This is a genomic window from Pseudomonas sp. GM49 (genome assembly GCF_000282355.1).
In the GTDB taxonomy this organism is placed as follows: domain Bacteria; phylum Pseudomonadota; class Gammaproteobacteria; order Pseudomonadales; family Pseudomonadaceae; genus Aquipseudomonas.
In genome coordinates, this window is sequence record NZ_AKJL01000145.1 from 1 (window position 1) to 21,225 (window position 21,225).

Annotated in this window: 21 protein-coding genes and 1 pseudogene; 12 read left to right on the top strand and 10 right to left on the bottom strand. The window is 54.6% G+C overall.

Annotation, left to right across the window (positions count from 1 at the left end):
- Window positions 1-169: 169 nt before the first annotated feature.
- Entirely contained in the window at window positions 170-1,192 is a 1,023-nt protein-coding gene (locus PMI29_RS15840; protein ID WP_007985207.1) for a transporter, read from the top strand.
- Window positions 1,193-1,422: 230 nt separating this feature from the next.
- Window positions 1,423-3,036 carry an inorganic phosphate transporter gene (locus PMI29_RS15835; protein WP_007997754.1) on the top strand — a complete coding sequence of 538 codons (1,614 nt, stop codon included), beginning with the start codon at window positions 1,423-1,425 and terminating at the stop codon, window positions 3,034-3,036.
- 140 nt (window positions 3,037-3,176) lie between these two features.
- Here the strand turns inward: PMI29_RS15835 and PMI29_RS15830 are convergent, their stop codons facing one another.
- Window positions 3,177-4,073 (bottom strand): LysR family transcriptional regulator, encoded by an 897-nt coding sequence (locus PMI29_RS15830; RefSeq protein ID WP_007997755.1) that lies wholly within the window; start codon window positions 4,071-4,073, stop codon window positions 3,177-3,179.
- 122 nt (window positions 4,074-4,195) lie between these two features.
- Here PMI29_RS15830 and PMI29_RS15825 point away from each other — a divergent pair, with 122 nt between their 5' ends.
- Window positions 4,196-4,954 (top strand): SDR family NAD(P)-dependent oxidoreductase, encoded by a 759-nt coding sequence (locus PMI29_RS15825; RefSeq protein ID WP_007997757.1) that lies wholly within the window; start codon window positions 4,196-4,198, stop codon window positions 4,952-4,954.
- 69 nt (window positions 4,955-5,023) lie between these two features.
- Here PMI29_RS15825 and PMI29_RS15820 read toward each other — a convergent pair whose 3' ends face one another.
- On the bottom strand, window positions 5,024-5,458 hold the full coding sequence (locus PMI29_RS15820; RefSeq protein WP_007997759.1) for a multidrug/biocide efflux PACE transporter: 435 nt from the start codon (window positions 5,456-5,458) through the stop codon (window positions 5,024-5,026).
- 90 nt (window positions 5,459-5,548) lie between these two features.
- On the opposite strand from PMI29_RS15820, the gene PMI29_RS15815 reads away from it, so the two are divergent.
- The gene (locus PMI29_RS15815) at window positions 5,549-6,403 is read left to right on the top strand and encodes a LysR family transcriptional regulator (protein WP_007997760.1); all 855 of its coding nucleotides are present in this window, start codon (window positions 5,549-5,551) and stop codon (window positions 6,401-6,403) included.
- A gap of 102 nt (window positions 6,404-6,505) precedes the next feature.
- Here the strand turns inward: PMI29_RS15815 and PMI29_RS15810 are convergent, their stop codons facing one another.
- The 3 genes from PMI29_RS15810 to PMI29_RS15800 form a co-directional block, all read right to left on the bottom strand.
- Complete coding sequence (locus PMI29_RS15810) at window positions 6,506-7,741, bottom strand: RNA polymerase sigma factor (protein ID WP_007997762.1); 1,236 nt, start codon at window positions 7,739-7,741, stop codon at window positions 6,506-6,508.
- A 1-nt stretch (window position 7,742) separates the two neighbouring features.
- Window positions 7,743-8,087: a YciI family protein gene (locus PMI29_RS15805; protein WP_007997763.1), complete on the bottom strand. Its 345-nt coding sequence runs from the start codon at window positions 8,085-8,087 to the stop codon at window positions 7,743-7,745.
- 66 nt (window positions 8,088-8,153) lie between these two features.
- Window positions 8,154-8,579 carry a YybH family protein gene (locus PMI29_RS15800; protein ID WP_007997765.1) on the bottom strand — a complete coding sequence of 142 codons (426 nt, stop codon included), beginning with the start codon at window positions 8,577-8,579 and terminating at the stop codon, window positions 8,154-8,156.
- Window positions 8,580-8,720: 141 nt separating this feature from the next.
- Here PMI29_RS15800 and PMI29_RS15795 point away from each other — a divergent pair, with 141 nt between their 5' ends.
- The 7 genes from PMI29_RS15795 to PMI29_RS15780 all read left to right on the top strand — a co-directional run bounded on the left by PMI29_RS15795 (window position 8,721) and on the right by PMI29_RS15780 (window position 16,039).
- Window positions 8,721-9,206 (top strand): GNAT family N-acetyltransferase, encoded by a 486-nt coding sequence (locus tag PMI29_RS15795; protein ID WP_007997767.1) that lies wholly within the window; start codon window positions 8,721-8,723, stop codon window positions 9,204-9,206.
- Window positions 9,207-9,804: 598 nt separating this feature from the next.
- Window positions 9,805-10,863 carry a hypothetical protein gene (locus PMI29_RS15790; protein ID WP_007997768.1) on the top strand — a complete coding sequence of 353 codons (1,059 nt, stop codon included), beginning with the start codon at window positions 9,805-9,807 and terminating at the stop codon, window positions 10,861-10,863.
- Window positions 10,854-12,215, top strand: a complete 1,362-nt coding sequence (locus tag PMI29_RS15785; protein WP_238541659.1) for an MATE family efflux transporter — start codon at window positions 10,854-10,856, stop codon at window positions 12,213-12,215. Before PMI29_RS15790 ends, PMI29_RS15785 begins: the two co-directional genes overlap by 10 nt.
- An 89-nt stretch (window positions 12,216-12,304) precedes the next feature.
- Window positions 12,305-13,363, top strand: a complete 1,059-nt coding sequence (locus PMI29_RS31080; protein ID WP_007997772.1) for a hypothetical protein — start codon at window positions 12,305-12,307, stop codon at window positions 13,361-13,363.
- On the top strand, window positions 13,360-14,196 hold the full coding sequence (locus PMI29_RS31085) for an inositol monophosphatase family protein (RefSeq protein ID WP_007997774.1): 837 nt from the start codon (window positions 13,360-13,362) through the stop codon (window positions 14,194-14,196). The genes PMI29_RS31080 and PMI29_RS31085 overlap by 4 nt, the downstream gene beginning before the upstream one ends.
- 23 nt (window positions 14,197-14,219) lie before the next feature.
- Window positions 14,220-15,356 carry a radical SAM protein gene (locus tag PMI29_RS31090; RefSeq protein ID WP_007997776.1) on the top strand — a complete coding sequence of 379 codons (1,137 nt, stop codon included), beginning with the start codon at window positions 14,220-14,222 and terminating at the stop codon, window positions 15,354-15,356.
- On the top strand, window positions 15,353-16,039 hold the full coding sequence (locus tag PMI29_RS15780; protein WP_007997778.1) for a dTMP kinase: 687 nt from the start codon (window positions 15,353-15,355) through the stop codon (window positions 16,037-16,039). Before PMI29_RS31090 ends, PMI29_RS15780 begins: the two co-directional genes overlap by 4 nt.
- Window positions 16,040-16,280: 241 nt before the next feature.
- On the opposite strand, the gene PMI29_RS15775 is transcribed toward PMI29_RS15780, so the two are convergent.
- From PMI29_RS15775 to PMI29_RS15765, 3 genes are all read right to left on the bottom strand, one after another.
- Window positions 16,281-16,769 carry a GNAT family N-acetyltransferase gene (locus PMI29_RS15775; protein ID WP_007997779.1) on the bottom strand — a complete coding sequence of 163 codons (489 nt, stop codon included), beginning with the start codon at window positions 16,767-16,769 and terminating at the stop codon, window positions 16,281-16,283.
- A 98-nt stretch (window positions 16,770-16,867) separates the two neighbouring features.
- Window positions 16,868-17,353 carry a GyrI-like domain-containing protein gene (locus tag PMI29_RS15770; RefSeq protein WP_007997781.1) on the bottom strand — a complete coding sequence of 162 codons (486 nt, stop codon included), beginning with the start codon at window positions 17,351-17,353 and terminating at the stop codon, window positions 16,868-16,870.
- A 66-nt stretch (window positions 17,354-17,419) separates the two neighbouring features.
- A complete protein-coding gene (locus tag PMI29_RS15765; RefSeq protein WP_007997783.1) occupies window positions 17,420-18,082 on the bottom strand; it encodes a LysE family translocator in 663 nt (220 codons plus the stop codon).
- Window positions 18,083-18,221: 139 nt separating this feature from the next.
- Between PMI29_RS15765 and alaC the strand changes: the two genes are divergently transcribed.
- Window positions 18,222-19,439 carry an alanine transaminase gene (gene alaC / locus PMI29_RS15760; RefSeq protein WP_007997785.1) on the top strand — a complete coding sequence of 406 codons (1,218 nt, stop codon included), beginning with the start codon at window positions 18,222-18,224 and terminating at the stop codon, window positions 19,437-19,439.
- Between the two features lie 179 nt (window positions 19,440-19,618).
- On the opposite strand, the gene PMI29_RS15755 is transcribed toward alaC, so the two are convergent.
- Window positions 19,619-20,971, bottom strand: coding sequence for a GntP family permease (locus PMI29_RS15755; protein ID WP_007985175.1), 1,353 nt, complete (start codon window positions 20,969-20,971; stop codon window positions 19,619-19,621).
- An 81-nt stretch (window positions 20,972-21,052) separates the two neighbouring features.
- Window positions 21,053-21,225, bottom strand: a pseudogene (locus PMI29_RS31095) (gluconokinase); the annotation flags it as partial.

A 21,225-nucleotide genomic window follows, 5' to 3' on the forward strand; every position in this document is an offset into this window, starting at 1 on the left:
GCGAAGCCTGCGTTCGGCTGCGTAGCAGTCGTGAAATCAGGCAATGCATTTCCATTGGAAGACCGCGTGTTCAAGTTGACGACTGCTGCGTCCGAACGCGGCCCGAGCCGAACGCAGGCTTCGCCAGCTGCTACACAAGAGCGATAGAGCCCTCCCCTTGCGAGTCCTCATGAACCACAGCATCGATCAAAGCCATCGCGACACGGATCTGTTCGGCCTGCTTTACGGTTTCAGCTTTCGCCCCGGTGAGGCCGGTCGGGAAATCAATTCCGCCGAAGCCTTGCAGTACCTGCAACAACCGCAAAGCGACGAGCAATTTCTCTGGCTGCACCTGAACCTCGCCCATGCTGCGTGCGAACGCTGGATGAAGAGTCATCTGGAATTGCCCGAGGAGTTTTTCGAAGCGCTGCACGAAGGCTCACGCTCGACGCGCATCGAGCATGTCGATTCGGCGCTGCTGGCGGTGGTCAACGACGTGGTGTTCAACCTCAGCAACCTGGTGTCGTCGGATGTCTCGACGCTGTGGGTATGCGCCCGCAGCCGGCTGATCATCAGCGCCCGCCTGCAACCGCTGCACTCGGTGGACAAGTTGCGCTCGTCGGTTAAGGCCCGGGAATGCTTTCGCTCCCCGTTGGAGTTGCTGGTGCATCTGTTGCGCGACCAGGGTGAAGTGCTGACCCAGATCGTGCGCAAGACCAGCCAGAGCGTGGATCAGATCGAAGATGAATTGCTCTCTTCGCGGCTGTCGACCAACCGTGCTGAACTGGGCGCCAATCGCCGGGTACTGGTGCGTTTGCAACGGCTGCTGGCGCTGGAGCCGGGCTCGTTGCTGCGCCTGCTCAACCGGCCGCCGCAATGGCTGCAAAAGGAAGACGTGAAGGAGCTGCGAAAATCCACCGAAGAGTTTGCGCTGATCATCAACGACCTCACAGCGCTGGGTGAGCGGATCAAGCTGTTGCAGGAAGAGATCGCCGCCAATATCAACGAACAGACCAACCGCACGCTGTTCACCCTGACGGTGGTGACAGTGCTGGCGCTGCCGATCAACATCATCGCCGGTTTCTTCGGCATGAACGTCGGCGGCATTCCGCTGGCCGGTGACCCGGAAGGTTTCTGGATCCTGGTGGCGCTGGTCGCGACCTTTACCGTGATTGCCGGGCGCTGGGCGTTTCGCAAGCAGCAGGATTATTGAACATCCCTGCAACTCTGTAGGAGCGAGCATGCTCGCGATGAGGTCAGTTCATCCAACATAAATGTTGGCTGTCGGGACGCTATCGCGAGCAGGCTCGCTCCTACAGGGTTAAGTGCTCGGCTTCAGATCAGCGGGCTGCAAAAAACCCAAACACTGATCCAGAGCAGTCTCCCTGTAACAATTGGCAACGATTATCACTGATACTCCTTCCCTCCTCAGGAATGTCCGTGATGGCTACGCCCTCCTTCACCGCCGCCCCGGCGCCGGCCAGTAGTGCCAAACCGCAATTCGACAAAAAACCCGGCCTGCTCACCATCGTGGTGTTTTTTGCCGTGCTGGCCATCGGCTTGTTGTTTACCGCTTACAGCCTGATGCACGACATGAACGAACTCGGCACGGTGGTAACCACCTGGACGCCGTTCCTGCTGCTGGGCGTGGCGCTTTTGATCGCCCTGGGCTTTGAGTTCGTCAACGGCTTCCATGACACCGCCAACGCCGTGGCCACGGTGATTTACACCAACTCGCTGCCGCCGAACGTTGCGGTGGTCTGGTCCGGTTTCTTCAACTTCCTCGGGGTGCTGCTGTCCAGCGGCGCGGTGGCGTTCGGCATTATTGCCCTGCTGCCGGTGGAGCTGATCCTGCAAGTCGGCTCGTCGGCCGGCTTCGCGATGATCTTCGCCCTGCTGATCGCAGCGATCCTGTGGAACCTCGGCACCTGGTGGCTGGGCCTGCCGGCGTCGTCGTCGCACACCCTGATCGGCTCGATCATTGGTGTCGGCGTGGCCAACGCCCTGATGCATGGCCGCGACGGCACCAGCGGTGTGGACTGGGCCCAGGCCACCAAGATCGGTTATGCGCTGCTGCTTTCGCCACTGGTCGGCTTCGGCTGCGCCGCACTGCTGTTACTGGCCCTGCGCGCGTTCGTCAAGAATCGTGCGCTGTACAAGGAGCCTAAAGGCGAGACCCCGCCGCCATGGTGGATTCGCGGCCTGTTGATCGTGACCTGCACCGGCGTGTCCTTCGCCCACGGTTCGAATGACGGCCAGAAAGGCATGGGCCTGATCATGCTGATTCTGGTGGGCACGCTGCCGATGGCTTACGCGCTGAACCGCACCATGCCGGCCGATCAAGCGCTGCAGTTCGCGGCGGTCGCCGAAGTGACCCAGCAAGCGCTGGTCAAGGCGGCCCCGCTGCCGGCCCCGGCCGACCCGCGCGCGGTGCTGTCCGAATACGTGCGCAGCAAGGAAGCGACTTCGCAACTGGTGCCGGCGCTTGCTGCGCTGACCGGCAGCATCGGTGCCCAGGTCAAGGGTTATGGCTCACTGTCGAAAGTCCCGGCCGAGGCCGTGGGCAACGTGCGTAACGACATGTATTTGAGCAGCGAAACCATTCGCCTGATGGACAAGAACAAGGTCGGCAATTTCGACGCCGACACCAACGGCAAGCTGCAATTGTTCAAGCAACAGATCGACAACTCCACGCGGTTCATTCCGTTGTGGGTGAAAATAGCTGTGGCCATCGCCCTGGGCCTGGGCACCATGGTCGGCTGGAAGCGCATCGTGGTGACCGTCGGCGAGAAAATCGGCAAGACCCACCTGACCTACGCCCAGGGCGCCTCGGCAGAAACCGTGGCGATGCTGACCATCGGCGCCGCCGACATGTTCGGCCTGCCGGTGTCGACTACCCACGTGCTGTCCTCGGGCGTGGCCGGGACCATGGTCGCCAACGGTGGCGGCTTGCAGATGAAGACCATCCGCAACCTGCTGATGGCCTGGGTGCTGACCTTGCCGGCAGCGATCCTGCTGTCGGGTAGCTTGTACTGGTTGTTCACCCAACTCTTCTAAACACCGCAATCCCCCCCCTGTGGGAGCGAGCTTGCTCGCGATGAGGCCCTGTCAGCCAACAGAGATGTTGTATGAAAGACCGCCATCGCGAGCAAGTCGGATCGCCGCACCGTCGCTCCCACAGGGGCCCTAGGTCGGTCTCAGACTTCTGAGCAGATCACTTCCCCCAGCCAGTCCATGAACACCCTCACCCGCAACGGCAAATGCCGCTGCCGGGCATACAGCAGCGACGCCTCCATGGACGGCGCATTGAACGGCGACAACACCTCGACCAGTTCACCGCTTTGCAGGTATTGCCGCATGCCCATTCTCGGCGCCTGAATCAGGCCGAAACCACCCAGGCACGCAGCCTCATACGCATCGGTGCTGTTGACCGTGACACTGCCGGCCATCGGCAGTCGCTGCACCTGCCCCTTGTCGATGTACACAAAGCCTTCCGAACGCCCGCCCAAAACGCCGACGTAGTGCACCAGCCGATGCCGCGCCAGATCCTCCAGCCGCTCGGGCACGCCATAGCGCTGCAAATACGCAGGGCTGGCGCAGTTGACCATGGTGAAGTCACACAGGTGTCGCGCCACCACCGATTGGTCCGGTTGGGCGCCGATGCGCAGCACGCAATCGAAGCCTTCGGCGAGCAGATCGACCCGGCGGTCGGTGCTGCTGATTTCCAGTTCAAGCAGCGGGTGCCGCGCCATGAACTCCGGCAGGCGCGGCATCACCACCCGACGAGCGAGAATGTTCGGCAGGTCGATGCGAATGCGCCCGACCAGCGACGCCTCGTCCTGGCGAAACAAACCCTCGATTTCATCCATGTGCGACAGCAGGTCCTTGCTGCGCTCGTACAACACCAGGCCATCCTGGGTCGCCTGCACTTTACGTGTGGTGCGTTGCAACAGCCGTGTTCCGAGCAATGCCTCCAGTGCCTGCACATGCTCGGACACCGTTGATCTGGGCAGGCCCAGGCTTTCTCCGGCCAGGGTGAAACTCGACATCTCGCTGACACGGATAAAGGTGCGCAACAGTTCCAGTTTGTTCATCAGCCTGCTCATTAATTGTTCGGATTATCCGACCAGTGATTCCGGTTTAACTCTGTTTATCACCCCTCAGCGGATAAATAAACTTCCTCACATCAACCGCCCACTGCACCTGAGGAAGTCCCATGAACCGTAAAATCGCACTGATCACCGGAGCCAGCCGCGGCCTCGGCAAAAACGCAGCCCTGCACCTGGTCGCGCAAGGCATCGACATCATCGGCACCTACAACAGCCGCGCCGATGAGGCGCAGGCTCTGGTGGCCGAGATTGAAAGCCTGGGCGGTCGCGCCGCCATGCTGCAACTGGACGTTGCCCGGAGTGAGCATTTCAGCGTCTTCGGCAACGAAGTCGCGAAGGTCCTGCAGAGCCACTTCGGGCGCGAGCGCTTCGATTTTCTGGTCAACAACGCCGGGATCGGCCTGCACGCCAACTTCGTCGACACCACCGTCGAACAGTTCGACCTGTTGGTGAACATCCAACTCAAGGGGCCGTTTTTCCTCACGCAGACCTTGTTGCCATTGCTCAATGACGGCGGCCGCATCGTCAACATTTCCAGTGGCCTGACCCGTTTCAGCCTGCCGGGCCACAGCGCCTACGCGGCGATGAAAGGCGCGATGGAGGTGTTGACCCGCTACCAGGCCAAGGAACTCGGCGCCCGCAACATCGCGGTGAATATCCTCGCACCCGGCGCGATTGAAACCGATTTCGGCGGTGGCGCCGTGCGCGACAACCCCGGGTTGAACACCCTGGTGGCGAACAACACCGCCCTGGGTCGCGCCGGTTTGCCGGATGACATTGGCGCCGCGATTGCGCTACTGCTGGCGCCGGGCAGCCAGTGGATCAATGGCCAGCGTATCGAGGCGTCGGGGGGGATGTTTTTGTAACACGAGTGACGACAGCTGTTTGAAAACCCTGTGGCGAGGGAGCAAGTTCCCTCGCCACAAAAACGGTACTTAGCAAGCCTCGCGAGTCATCAACACCCGCTCCCGAACCACGTCATACCCCCAGTGGTAGACATAGGTGTACGGCAGGAAGAACAGCAACACACCGATATCCAGCAGGAACGCCTGCCACAGGCTGACACTCAGCCACCAGGCAATCAGCGGTACGCCGAGGGCGACCAGTCCGCCTTCGAACAACAAGGCATGCACGACACGAACCCAGGCGTTGTGGGCGATGGCGAAGCGCTTGAGCACTCGGTCGAACATGCCGTTGAAGACCACGTTCCAGGCGAGGGCCAGAGCGGCGATGAGGACGGTGACCGTGCCCATTTCCAGCATCGGTTTCTTCATGATCCAGGCCAGCAACGGGGTACAGATCAGGATGGCCAGCAGTTCGAAACCGATGGCTTGGAAAATACGTTCAGTAATGGACTTGTTGGCGCTCATGGCCAGACTCCCTTGAGTGACTGTGGTTGCCATGATCTGTCATCACGCCGATACTTCATAACCAATAACCATCGATCAAGGCGATAGTTCATGGCTTCTCACGAAGTGTTGCTGGCGTTTGTCGAAGCGGCAACCCAAGGCTCGTTTTCCGCCGCGGCGCGCAAGCTGGGCCGCAGTCAGTCGACCATCAGCGCGGCAGTGGCCAGCCTGGAAATCGATCTGAACCTGACGCTGTTCGACCGCAGCAGCCGCAAACCCGGACTGACCCCGGCCGGGCACGTCATGCTGCAACGGGCCGAAGACATCCTGGCCGCCACCAGTCGTCTGGAAATGACCGCCCGCCAACTGTCCCAAGGGGTGGAAGCGAAACTGACGGTGGCGCTGTCCGACACCTATCAATCGGACCGCTTCGAGGCGTCACTCAGCGCCTTCGAACAGCGTTACCCCGACCTCGAACTGGAATGCCTGATCGCCGAATGCGATGACCTGATGTCACTGGTGCAAAGCGGCCGGGCGCACATGGCCTTTGCCGAAATGCAGGACAGCTACCCGCCGGACCTGGTCAGCTCGACGGTGGACGAGCGTACGGAAATCGCCTTGTTCGTGTCCCCGGCACACCCGTTGGCGACGCTGGACTACGTCGATCAGGACGTACTGCAGCAGCACCGTGAGCTGCGTCTGGCTACCATCATCAATCCCTATGAAAGTCGGGCCAAGGGCCGCGTCTGGTCGGCGCCGAGTTATCTGATGCTGCTGGAAATGGCTCAGGGCGGATTCGGCTGGGCGCCATTGCCCCGCTGGCTGGTGGAACGCTTCGGGCCCGGCTCCTTGCAGGAACTGGTGGTGCGCGGCTGGCCAAAAACGGTGTCGGTGGACGCGTTATGGTCGCGGCTGAATCCGCCGGGGCCGGCGGGGAGCTGGTTGCTGGGCAAGATGCTGGAATAGCGGCGCGCCCTTCGCGAGCAAGCTCGCTCCCACTGGGATTTGTGAACAACGCAGCCCCCTGTGGGAGCGAGCTTGCTCGCGATGAGGCCATCACATTCAACATCACTCCAACGCCTTGAGCCGCGCTTCGATAAACCGCCGCTCCGGCTCTTGCCGGGTCAACTCCAGTGCCCGTTCCCACGCCGCCCGCGCTTCTTGCTTGCGGCCCAATTGCCGACAAAACTCCGCCCGCGCCGAATGCGCCAGGTGGTAATCCAGCAGTTCTCCCCGCCCCAGAATGGCGTCGACCAACGTCAGCCCCGCCAGCGGTCCATCCCGTTGCGAAATCGCCGCCGCACGATTCAACTCGATCACCGGTGACGGCACCGCCCGCAGCAGGACGTCATACAGGCCGACAATCTGCGGCCAATCGGTTTCCCCCGCCGTCGAGGCTTCGGCGTGCACCGCCGCGATCGCCGCTTGCAGGCAATAGGGTCCGAAACGTCCCATGGTCAGCGCCCGTTCGATCAGCGTGCAGCCTTCGCTGATCAACCCGGCGTCCCACAGCGAACGGTCCTGCTCGTCCAGCACAATCAGCTCGCCGCTCGCGGAAGTCCTGGCCGGGCGTCGCGACTCGTGCAGCAGCATCAACGCCAGCAAACCCATCACCTCAGGCTCCGGCAACAGTTCCACCAGTAACCGACCGAGACGGATCGCTTCGCGGGTCAATTCCTCGCGGATCAGTTCGCCCCCGACGGACGCCGAGTAACCCTCGTTGAACACCAGATAAATCACCCGCAATACACTGTCCAGGCGCTCGGGCAACTCAGCCAGCGTCGGCACTTGATAAGGGATTTTCGCGTCGCGGATCTTCGCCTTGGCGCGCACGATGCGCTGGGCGATGGTGGCCGGGGCCGAGAGAAAGGCCCGGGCGATTTCTTCCGTGGTCAGGTCGCAGACTTCCCGCAGCGTCAGCGGCACTTGCGCGTCCGCCGCCAGGGCCGGGTGGCAACAAGTGAAGATCAGCCGCAGGCGATCGTCTTCCACGTCTTCATCACTCCAGTCTGCCTGCTCCAGCTCTTCCAGTTGCGCGATCAGCAAGGGCTGCGACGCAGCAAAACGCGCACGCCGGCGCAAGGCATCGATGGCCTTGAAGCGCCCGGTGGACACCAGCCAGGCCCGCGGATTGTCCGGCACGCCGTCACTCTGCCAACGTTCGACCGCGATGAAAAACGCCTCGTGCAAGGCTTCTTCGGCGAGGTCGAAATCCCCCAGCAAACGAATCAGGGTCGCGAGAATCCGCCGCGACTCTTCGCGATAGACCCGCTCGACCTGCGCCTGAACCGGCAGCCCCGGCATCTTAAGGATTCAACTGCCGAACGGGGCGCACTTCGACACTGCCGACCCGGGCCGCCGGAATGTTCCCGGCGACCTGGATGGCTTCGTTGAGGTCCCTGGCATCGATCAGGTAAAAGCCGGCCAACTGCTCCTTGGTTTCAGCGAATGGCCCGTCGGTGATCGATATCTTGCCGTTGCGCATGCGCACGGTGGTGGCAGTCTGCACCGACTCCAGCGCCTCGGCGGCGACCATCCGGCCACTGCCCTGGATCGACTCTGCATAGGCCATGCACTCTTCGTCCTTCGGGCTTTCCGGCAGCGAATGCAGCAGGCGCTCATCGCTGTAGACCAGGCATAGATACTTCATCACGCTCTCCTTATCGAACGATCAACTATGGTCGCTGATTGGCATTCTGGCTCGGCTTCCCGACGATCAGGGTTTGAGATCGAACAGCGTCGCGCCGCTGGTCATGTCGAACGGTGCCGACCAATGTTCGTGAACGATCTGCCACAGCCCGGCTTCCTGTCGATAGCACTGTGAGACACGCATCCAGCAGGCCTGGGTTTCGCCCTTGTCGTTGGTGCCACCGCAATGGGCCAGCCAGTGAGCGAACGCAATTTCCTGGGACGGCTCGATGGTGATTTCGTGGAATTCGAAGATGTGCGGGCCGGGGCACATTTCCATGCAGGCCTGCCAATGCGCGCGATACGCCGGCTTGCCTTTGAATTGCAGGGCCTTGACCGCGTCGAAGGAGACGATGTCATCGGCATACAGGGCCATGACTTTTTCAATGTCCTTGGTCATGACCGCCTGACGATAGTTCTCGATGAGGTTCTGGATCTGGGTTTGCGAGTTCATGGTGGTTCTCCGTGGTTTTTATTGGAAGACACCCTTAGTCGTCTGGCGATCCGGCGAATCGACAGAAGAAATAAAAATAATCCAAACGGCCAGAATCGCTAGAATCCGAGGTTCTATTCATGTTGGAAAAAGGACACTCCCGTGACAGCCCGACTTGTGCCTTACGAAAGCCTGAATGCGCTGCAGCGCCAACAGGTCGAGGCCATTGAAGTACATCCGGAGCAGATAAAGTTCTCCGGTGATATCCACGGTGCATTGCACACCTTGTTGTCCAGGCCCGGCCCGGGGGTCAAAGGATTTGCCCTGCTGGCCGACGACATTCCCGTGGCCTTCCTGCTGCTCAAACGCCCACCCGTATTGCCTGCGTGGGCCAATGAACACAGCGCCACCCTGCATGCCCTGCAAGTCGATCAGCGCGCCCAGGGCAAAGGCTACGGCAAGGCCTGCCTGCGGGCGCTGCCCGAAACAGCGCGCCTGGCCTGGCCGGAAATCCGCGGGCTGGAGCTGTCGGTGGATGCCGATAACGAAGCTGCCATCGCCCTGTACGAAAGGTTCGGCTTTGTCGACAGCGGCGAGGCGTACAAGGGCCGGATCGGTTATGAGAGGCGGATGGGGTTGTTTTTCTAACTCGTCGAAGGATCAACGATGATTAATCAACCGAAGCGCTGAAAGCCATTTACGACCTCCCCACAACCCGAGCGAGCACTGAGCTAACGGATCAGCTCACTCAACTACAAATATCAGGCAATGGCCCGCGCCTCGCTACTGGTGGTGATCAGTTCGGTGCGCGTCGACAGTCTCAACAGTTCGCCAAGCGGCGAGAATATGTACGGATAATGATCGAGCGCGTACTCGCCTAACCGGATCGGACGCGCGGTTATGCTGAGGACGGTAGAAACCACGTATCACAAACGCTTTAATATCAAACGGTTCGATGCCCAGACTTACGACCACGAAACACCAATGCCGGTGAGGAACAGTCTTTACTGACACAACAGATTCAACGTTACTCCTACAAGACTTTGCGAATTATTCTGTAGGAGAATTCCCATCACAAAAAAAGACTTTTCCCGCTCTAAAAAGTCATCCATCTGTCAAAGCCTGTACGGCACTTCTGATTTTCTTCCTGAATATTGACGAACATCTCCTATCAAAACTATGGTTTAGTCACGACTGCACTACATAACATTCTAAAGATTCGACATTGTGCAAGGAGCGACACGCAATGACAGTCCTAATAAAAACTTCACAATCAAAAATATCGGACACCGAAATAACAATATTAGATGGGAAAATTTCGATCCCGAAAGACTACATACGCCAAAAGGCATTTTTAGACGACACGAGCATACTTATTGTTTCCGGATCTTTAATTGAAGGAATCGGCACCATACATTCCGACATCGACTGCATCATTCTTTGCGATCAACGCCCCAAAGCACGCAACATCAAAGGAGTTGAACACGCCTTTGTGACCGACATAAACTATCGGCACATCACCCAGGATGAGGAAGTTCATAACACAACCGATTTCTACGGCAACACCAGCATTCACATTGACGCTGACTACATAACGTTTTCAGAGATAGAAGAGATACTCGAAAAGATAGAAATTGCATTTAGCGAAATATCTTCCGACCAGCGCTTTCTCTATACCCCTATTTTAACGAATACAGAAAACAATGTTATCCATAGATCAATTATTGGGCATGCACTTAAAAATGAAGACAGATTTAACGATTTAAAATCAAGAATACCTCTGGAAAAACATATCTACGTAGCTCACCGTGAAAAGCTTCCTGTTTTTTACGCATTTCAGGATGTTCAAGGCTGCTGGCAATCAGGAAACCTCTGGATGGGATGCGAGATCGTCCGTGACATAATGTTAAAAACCACAATGAGCTTCACTTACCTTACTGGCACGACAAACAAACACTACAAGTGGGTTTATTCAAACATGTATCGAATCGAAGGATTTGATGAAATAAAGAATAAATTCTTCATTTTGGCCAGACAAGGCGCAACCACTGAAACAGAATGTAGGTCATTCATTGAAGAAACACTCAAATACATGGACTTGGTATTTTTGGCAATTGAGACTCTTCTAAAAAAATCGGAAATCTATCCCACAACAGAAAAGTCACTTATTGCACTTGATAACGAATTTAACGAACGCCAGCAAACCAAACACAAAGCTTCGATGTGCGAGTATTACTTCAGAAAAAAATACTTCGCTGCAACTGAAACACCAGCATTGGCAAACCTACTAAAGGAATGGGATTAACCAAACAACTTGAAAATCAACCTGCTGTTAGAATTCTAATCGGCGGCCTATTTATGGAAGTTTTCAGGATAGCCATTCCGCTCATATTTTCTAGATTGGGCGATTTGACAGCTTCATTAATATACTTCTCCTTTGTTGGCCACTTTATTGTCGATTCACTTAGCTCCGCATCGTTTGCCCTGGCATCAATTTCGTTCCTAACAGTCCTCGGCTTCGGTTTCTTTTTGCCAACACTACTAAAAGTGGCAGGATCATGTGATTTAAATACAAGCGAAATAGAATCAGAGATAGTTATCTCGATAAGACTTGCCATCCTATTTGGAGCACTTATCATAGGCGCAATATTTTTCACACACACAACAACACTTGATTCAATCGCGAGCCAAAGTAAAACAGAAGAGTTCAGAGCACTACTAACACTTTCACTCTCAATGCCTGCAATATATCTACAGATAACAATTTTCAATTTCTTCAATGGAGTCAAAAAACCGCAATACGAGATCATATTTACATGGCTATTCAATTTCTCCCTCTTGGTAACCTGCACCATCTTGATTACCACAGAGCCAGATAAAACTTTATCAAAATTTACTCTGACATATTCTTGTTTACGGTGTATTTTTTCTGCTCTAGCGTTATTACTTTTCAACCTTAAAATACAACAATATATCGAAAACTTTCTGCACACCAGATGCCTCCCCCCGAAAGAGTATGTTAATTACACGATTCGAGGGTTCCCCATGGCACTGTGCCTTGGCGGTGAAAGCCTTCTCTTCTTTTTGCTTTCTATAATCTCAAAAAACATAAGTGACAGCAGTTTATCCGCTTACCAGGCATCTCTCCACTTCATTAGTATTATATATATGATTTCTATCGGAGTGGGAAACGCGACAGGGATCGTCGCTGCACGCTATTACGCTGCATTGGATATACAATCGATCATAAAAATCTACACCCAAGGAATAATTCTTGGGTTAACAATACTGACACCGTTGTTATTTGGATGTTTCTTCTTTGAGGAAAACATATCCATAATGTATACATCAGACGCGCCAACCAGAAAATTAATTGAAAATAACATTCATATCTCGATCCCTTTCTTAGTATTTGAATTTGTTTACGTTGTGACCCGTATGACATTGAGGAGCATGGAAGACTTCTGGGTTCCCACACTGCTTACCATATTAATATTAAACATCCTTGGCATAGTTTTTTCAGTCTCCCTGCTATCACTTTACGATTACACGGTGCAATCCATATTTTTAGCTTTAGTGATTTGCTCATTCCTCTTAATGTTGCTTCTATTCTGGCGACTAAAGTCGATATCAAATAAAACCACAACGACAGACTAGCAAAACAATATTAAAACCCACGAGAACAAAACACGAACCGAGAAATAAGTTAAAGCCCCTAACATTTCAATTTTCGTGAGAATCAAACCATGAAGCATACTCCCCCTTCACCTTATTCTAAAGATTCAAGCTCGAGCTTTATAACGATCATTAGTGAGCATCACGCTTGGCGAACACTCAGCGGCGTGCAAACAAATGACTATTACGCTTATCGCAATGCACTATTAAATGGGTGCCACCTTCAAAAAGCTTCTTTCGAACTTCGCCATCCAGAAGTAATGATCTACGACTTGAGCAACATTGAGCCAATTTTTAACTACCTGTCCGACGACGAAGTAGTGAACACATGGAGGTACCTAAACCTAAGAACGAGCCAATTAAACTCAAGTGAGCTTCGTAAAATAAAAGGAGATGGTCTATCCCCGGAAATAGCCATTTCTGGACCTTCCAAACCTTTACTACTCGAATACAAAAAATCTCTAATTAGAGAAGCACTCTCTAATATCCCTCACAACAAACAGTTCTCATCGATCGAATCAACGATTCGAGGCATAGCCAAGAACAGGTTACTGATAGCCACAAACGATGAAACAATGGACTTTCATAATCGATTCTGTGCGTTCTACAGCGAATACATCTCTCACGAACATTGGCACAGCAGCCTAGCGCTCAACACGAGATACATTTATGAGAATCATGCCATTTGGCACAAAATTAAAACGATAGCAAAGAACAAATTATTTTTACTATCGGCTGGTTTACCACTCGCACTTGGCTACTTGGCAACGACAGGAGATCGAAACATCTTCTTTTCAGAAATCCATCGTCAAAACGATCCAAGCTTACTAACTAGGGATGATGAATTCCTCGACATTTTCCCTCACACATCATCATCGAATGAGTCATGGTTAATTATAGATAAATCTTATACTGGGGGAAGCCTAAGAGCAGCATCCAATATGATCAGAAAAAAACTAGGCTATGAACTCGAAATCAAAACTCTAGCACTATTTCCAAAAACCTTCAGTGCTTTCATGAGCGCAGATTATGCCATCTATGCAGGAAAGCTTTTTGAGGTCAGATCGTACGCGTCACGACTGGATAGAGAGAACTGGCACACACAATTAATAACTGAGCAACCAATATGAGAGCGCTATTCAAGAGTGAATATGTTGCCGAACTGGAAGAATGCCTTTATGAAGCCAGGAATCAATTACGTCGTTATTGGGCGGCAACACTGTCCCACCTACCAGACTTCAATATTGAAAATAAGATCTGGGACAACACCCAAACCAAATTTGATATAGATTGCCAAAATATACTATTTGAATGTCTTTCGAGTATTAGCATCCCAATTACTATTTTTTCCGAGGAAAGTACCTCGCCTATAAAATTTGGAGATCACGGTGATTTTTACTTATTGATAGATCCTTTAGATGGGACACACAATGCGGTACTAGGCTTTCCCGGTTATACATCTAGCGTAGCGCTTTATCATGATGGAAATTATGTCTTCGGTTGGGTTTACGACATATCAAGAGATTTAGTTTACACCGCTGCATACGGCGAAGGTGCCTATCTTCAATCTCCAATAATTGTAAAACGGCTTAAGACTCGAAAATCCAAATCAGTAGAGGACATGCGAATTTCGTTTCATCGCCCAAAAGGCAGTAGAGACATAAATAAAATTCAAACCCTTATATGGTCGGCGGCTAAAATTCGCGTTTATTCATGCTCTTCTTTGGAGATATGCCTGATTGCCTCTGGAGCTCTTGATGCTTTTATAGATATAGGTCCACCTGGGCATGAGCGGAGTTGCGATATTGCCGCTGCAGAATTAATTCTCAGAGAGGCAGGTGGAGCATTGTTCAATGATAAAGGTCTCCCCAGATTCTGCCCACCACCAACGACAGCCTCTCTATCAGACAACGAAACATTGATTGCCTTATCCTCAGAAGAACTGATACGAATAATTTTATAATGCAATTCAAACGGAGGCGAATCATGCTATTAGAAATAGTAAAGTTAAAACTTGAGTTGCTATCTAACGGCGTTAGTTTTACTCAAGAGTTCCTAGAGTACTTTCAGACTCACACAAACCACATTGAAAAAAGGCGAGCATATGGAACAGGTGATAGCGTAATCCTTAGCTGTGGCACTCGGACCCCACAGGAAATTATTCTAGGCGGCCAGATTATTGCAGCTGCTAACTACAACCCCAACTCAAACTTTAGAATTTTCTTAGAGGAAGAAACACCATCACTAAGATACGGCAACAAATCGATAAAAATTGCATTTCCGGCAAGACCACTTTCTTACGGAAACCGCTTGAGCAATGGCGAACTGCTCGAAAGAAACTTGACTGTGTACGGAGATTCGACCCTCGGAATTTTCTCACCTGGTCATTGCTATTACTTCAACGATGGTCATGAATGCAAGTTTTGCTCTCTGGGCCCTGCAAGAGAAAGCTTATCTGATCACAAGATGCGTATTAAAGGTGATATCGCGGGAGAAGCAGTAGCAACAGCCATAGAAGAAGAGAACAACAGATTCAAGAGGGTGTTATTGAACGGCGGTACAATCCCAAACTATGACAAAGGATATTCAATGCATATAGATTTACTTGATCGAGTAAAACAAAAAAATCTACAAAACGACTTAGAATATCATTTAATCTCTATGCCACCTAAGGACTTCCGACTATTTGAGCGTTTTAAAGCAGTTGGCAACAATATGTCAATGAGTCTGGAGGTGTTCAACTCAGACCTATTCTCCGAAGTTTGTCCAGGAAAATCTCGCGACTTCACTCGGGATCGATTTCTTGCTGCTTTTGAAGCTGCTGTAGAAGTTCTAGGTCGCGGCAAAGTATACGCGGGCTTTGTAGCTGGCATGGAACCGCTAGAATCAATCATTGAGGGTATAGAGTACTTTGGAGATATGGGAGTAGTTCCTGCAGTTGCAGCGTTCCACCCTGACGCCGGCTCGCAATACTCCACAAGAGAGCGGCCATCTGTGAATTACCTGAATACACTCGGAAAAAAAATGTCAGAGATATATCACAGAGAAGGATTTCAGCCTTTAATAGAAGGAAGTGGAAGAAACTCTCTTGACACCGAGGCTTACTTGGGAGGTTTCGCATGAAAGACACGTCTCAGCAGGCAGTATTTATCGCATTTGAAGGCACGGATGGTGCCGGAAAATCCACTGTTGCAAGGGCCACATTTGACAACATCCTTGAGTCCCATGCGGCGCTTCATTACATAGACAAAAACCGTCCACCAGTATCATCAGGTTATTCCGAGTTTCATATGTCCCGACTTCGTGAAGTTCTTTGGGATTACCCCGACCAAGCACCACTTGAACAATTAGGTGACAGACATTGGTTGGCCTTGATAACCGCATGGTTTCAGGCCACGAACTATGCGGCCGTAAGACCACTGCTTGATTCCGGCATGAGTTGCATCGCCGATGGTTGGTACTATAAGTACCTTGCTCGCTTCCTACTTAAAAATGAAGACTTGGCTGAAGAGGCATTAGCAGTATTCTCCACAATTAGAAAACCTGATTTCGTCATTTTTTTAGATGTGGATCCAGTTCTCGCAGCACAGCGAAAAGAATCATTCCGCCTGAGCGAGAGTGGAGCCTATGATGGAGGTAATGAAGACCGCATCAAGAGCTTCATTGAGTATCAAAATCGCGTCCGGTCCAGCTACGAGCGATGCGGCTTGGAAAGTTGGGTGCGAATTGATACAACTGATCTCAGTGAGGAGGCTGTACTTGATAAGGCGGTAAGCGCCGTACGGAACATACTCAACGGAGTATAGTATTCACAAATCCACCTGCCGTGCGTCGGTGCGTCCCACAAGTGTTTAAATGACGGCCAGTTCGATGCAGAGACCTTCAACCGCTGGCTCCGGCTCCGGACCGGGAAAGTATTTACTAGCCCTGAAACTAAGGACCACCACTAACTCCTGCTCGCGATAGCGGACTATTCAGTCGACATCCCTGTTGAAAGTTACGCCGCCATCGCGAGCAAGCTCGCTCCCACAGAGGATCTAGGTCGGGTCAGAGTTCCAGCACCATCTCATGCCAGGCCATGCCGCCATGGTCGGACGCCGAAGGCTTGACGTAGGCAAAGCCAAAACCGGCATACAACGGAATATGCCGCTCCTTGCACATCAGGTTGATGCTGACCTTGCCCATCGCACGCATGCGCTCGATGAACTCGCCCATCAAGCGCTTGGCCAGGCCTTGCCCCTGATAATCCGGGTGCACCACCACCGACATGATCACCACGTGCGGCCCGGCCGGGTCGTGGCCGATCAGTTCCTTGAACGCCTCGTCCGACATTTCCACCTGGAACGCCGCACCGGAATTGATGAAACCGGCGACCACGCCGTCCACTTCAGCCACGATAAAACCCTCGGGCCAGGTGGCGATGCGGGTGGCGATCTTCTCGCGAGTGGCGGCTTCGTCACCTTCATAGGCAACGGTTTCGATGGCAAAGCAGCGGTCCAGATCGGCGGGGGTGACGTTGCGGATGACGGTGTTCATGGCAGCTCGGGATCAGCGTGGGAAAGGCCGGGAATGATAAATCAGCCGCCGTGGGACATCGAGAGACGAATCGGCTGATCCGCCTCTCGATGCACGTGTCACGCCTTGATTGGCAGCCAGATTTCCAGCTTTCCGGTGTTGAGCTTGGGGTTGAAGTCTTCGCTGTAGCGTTCGAATTCCGGGGCGTCCAGCGCCTCGTGCCCGGACTGTGGCAGCCAGGTGTCAAAGATGTAGCGAAAGGTCTGTGGCAAGGTGTCCAACGACCCCTTGTGTTCGAACACCGCGTATAGCTGCGGCTGCAATTCAACCCAGCGATAGGTTTCCGGCAAGTCGTCGAGTTTGCTGATCTCGACGCCAGCGATGTAATCGAAGCCGCCCTTGCCGTCGAAATTGCAGCAGACGCCGTAGGTCACTTCGCCTTTTTGCCCCGGGATAAGGCCCAGATGCGGGATGAATTTTTCCCAGAGTTCGGGAATGCCTTGGGTGGTTTGCTGGGTGAATCGACCGCCCAGCCCTGCAATCAGCAGGAAGTGCCCATGTTCGAAGCGCGGTTGCGTCAGTTCGACGCGTGCTAACTCATCCATGACTCGACTCCTGACACATAAAATGGGTTCGGCTGGGAGTATAGAAGCCAAACCCGATTCGCCCAATTACAGCGCGTGCAATTGCTCGACGGCAGCGGCACCGACGAACTCGTTATAGCCAGATAGAATCACGTAGACCGCGAAATAGCAGAAGATCGCCGCCGATGCCATGTAGGAGTAACGCAGCAACTTGTCGCCCAGCAACTTGCCGCCGTGGCTCGCGGCAAAGCACAGCCCGACACACCAAAGAATCCCCGCGCAGAGAAAACCGCCGAGAAACAGCGCGGAACTGAGGGCACCACCGCCACCGGAACGAGCGATCAGCGTACCGCCCACCGCAGCGAACCAGAGAATCGCACTGGGCGACGACATGGCCAGGAAAATCCCGCGAAAGAACTCTTTGCGATAGGAGTTGTGTCCCACCTCGGCCGATTGCGCCAGCACCGCTTCGTGGTGAATCGCCGAATAGATCATCTTCGCCGCGAAGTACACCAGCAGCGCCGAACCACCGATCCACAACACCCAACGCACGCTTTCGTATTGCAGCAACACGGTCATGCCGGCCAGCGCCAGCACCGCGTAGATCAGGTCGCCGACGCAGGTCCCGAGACCCAGGGCAAAGCCCTGGAAATAGCCGCGCTGCATGGCCAGGGTGATCATCGCGATGTTGGCCACGCCGATATCCAGGCACAGCGAGAGGCTCAGCAAGAAGCCGCTGGTAAATTCCATCGAACCCTTTCCTTCGGAAAAATTTGTTTACTTTGAGGCTGGACAGTCTGCCACAGCTGCCCGTACATTCCGCCACAGGTCACCGCAGTGACCAGCGTCGCTCGGACGGTTCCGGGCGCTTACGTTATCCGAGGCAACAATGGCCGAACAAGGTTCGCCGCGCCGCTTTGCGCGCATAGATCGACTCCCCCCTTACGTTTTCAACATCACTGCCGAGCTGAAGATGGCCGCCCGTCGTCGTGGCGAAGACATCATCGACTTGAGCATGGGCAACCCCGACGGCGCCACGCCACCGCACATTGTCGAAAAACTCGTTACTGTCGCCCAGCGCGAAGACACCCACGGTTACTCCACGTCCAAGGGAATTCCGCGCCTGCGCCGGGCGATTTCCAACTGGTACAAGGACCGCTACGAGGTCGATATCGACCCGGAAAGCGAAGCCATCGTCACCATCGGTTCCAAGGAAGGCCTGGCGCACCTGATGCTGGCCACCCTGGATCAGGGCGACACCGTGCTGGTACCGAACCCGAGCTACCCGATCCACATCTACGGTGCCGTGATTGCCGGCGCCCAGGTGCGCTCGGTGCCGCTGATTCCTGGCGTGGATTTCTTCGCTGAACTGGAACGGGCGATTCGCGGTTCGATCCCGAAACCGAAGATGATGATTCTCGGCTTCCCGTCCAACCCCACCGCCCAGTGCGTGGAGCTGGATTTCTTCGAGCGCGTCATTGCCCTCGCCAAGCAGTACGACGTGCTGGTGGTGCACGACCTGGCCTACGCCGACATCGTCTACGACGGCTGGAAAGCCCCGTCGATCATGCAGGTGCCGGGGGCCAAGGACATTGCGGTGGAGTTTTTCACCCTGTCCAAGAGCTACAACATGGCCGGCTGGCGCATCGGCTTCATGGTCGGCAACCCGGAACTGGTCAACGCCCTGGCACGGATCAAGAGCTACCACGACTACGGCACCTTCACCCCGCTGCAAGTGGCGGCGATTGCGGCGCTGGAAGGTGATCAGCAATGCGTGCGCGACATCGCCGAGCAGTATCGGCAGCGCCGCAACGTGCTGGTCAAGGGCCTGCATGAACTGGGCTGGATGGTGGAAAACCCGAAAGCGTCGATGTATGTCTGGGCGAAGATTCCCGAGGCCTATGCACATCTAGGGTCGCTGGAATTCGCCAAGAAACTGCTGGCCGAAGCCAAGGTGTGTGTCTCGCCGGGTGTCGGGTTTGGCGAGTATGGCGATGATCATGTGCGCTTTGCACTGATCGAAAACCAGGACCGGATTCGTCAGGCCGTCCGCGGGATTCGCGGGATGTTCCGGGCGGATGGGCTAGTACAGAAAACCAGCGCCTGACACAAAAACCTGTGGGAGCGAGCTTGCTCGCGATGGCGGTGGATCAGTAAACATTGTTGTTGGATTTGATACCCTCATCGCGAGCAAGCTCGCTCCCACAGTGAACTGTGTTCAGTCTTGAAATCGATCACCCACAAAAAAACCGCATCGCTGCGGTTTTTTTGTGTCTGTCGATTCGCTTAGACGAACAGCGACAACAACAGAATAAAGCCCAGGCCTACCACCGACAGGATGGTTTCCATCGCGGTCCAGGTCTTGAAGGTTTCGGCCACGGTCATGTTGAAGTACTGCTTCACCAGCCAGAAACCGGCGTCGTTGACGTGGGACAGGATCAACGAACCGGCACCGGTGGCCAGCACCAGCAGCTCACGGTTCACACCCGGAATCATCCCCACCACTGGCACCACGATGCCGGCGCCGGTAATGGTCGCCACGGTCGCCGAACCGGTGGCGATACGGATCACCGCCGCCACCAGCCAGGCCAGCAGGATCGGCGAGATCTGCGCGGCTACCGCCATGTTGCCGATCACGTTACCCACACCGCTGGTCACCAGCATCTGCTTGAAGCCACCACCGGCACCGATGATCAGGATGATCGCGGCGGTCGGCGCCAGGCTCGCATCCAGCCATTTCAGGATCTGCTGGGAACCGATGCCCTGCTTGTGGCCGAAGGTGTACAGCGACAGCAGCAACGCCAGCAGCAGCGCCGAGATCGGGTGACCGATCAGGTCCATGAAGGTGCGGAAGAAGTTGCCGTCCGGCAGCACTACGTCGGCAAAGGTCTTGAGCAACATCAGGAACACCGGCGACAGCACGGTGACCAGGGTGATGCCAAAACTCGGCAGATCGGCGGAATCCGACTCGCGCGCCAGTTGATCCACCAGCTCCTGATTCGGATGACCGGGGATGTGCTTGGCAATGAACGTACCGAAGATCGGACCGGCAATGATAGCGGTCGGCAACGCCACGATCAGGCCGTACAGAATGGTCTTGCCGATGTCGGCACCGAACACGCCGATGGCCAGCAACGGCCCCGGGTGCGGCGGCACCAGGCCGTGTACCGCGGACAGACCCGCCAGCAACGGGATACCAATCTTGATGATCGACACGCCGGTGCGGCGGGCCACGATGAACACCAGCGGAATCAGCAACACGAAGCCGATTTCGAAGAACAGCGGAATGCCGACCAGGAACGCGGCGAACATCATCGCCCACTGCACCTTGTCCTTGCCGAAGGCGCGGATCAACGTCTGCGCAATCTGATCCGCACCGCCCGATTCGGCCATCATTTTGCCGAGCATCGTGCCCAGCGCGAGGATGATGCCGACAAAACCGAGTACGCCACCGAAGCCGTCCTGGAACGCCTTGATGATGGTGCCGATCGGCATGCCGGAGGTCAGCCCGAGGAAAGCGGCGGCAATGGTCAGGGCAATGAACGGGTGGAACTTGAACTTGGTGATCAGGACGATAAGCCCGATCACCGTGACCACTGCATCGAGCAGCAGGAACGTCTCGTGGGACATGCCAAACATTGGGGGTGTCTCCTGGTTGTTGTTGTTATTGAAGCGGGTTAGTCAGAAACCGTGAGGACAGCGCTGTCTTTGTAAACACAGTCATACCGCCTGCTTCAGGCCGTGCGCCTGCCACCAGACATGAGCCTGCGCAGCCAGTTGCTCGACGCTATGGGTCGAAGCATCCAGCGCCAGGGTCAACGGCTCGCCCACGGGCGATTCGAGGGTGGCGAACTGGCTGGCGATCAGGGTCGACGGCATGAAGTGGCCTGGCC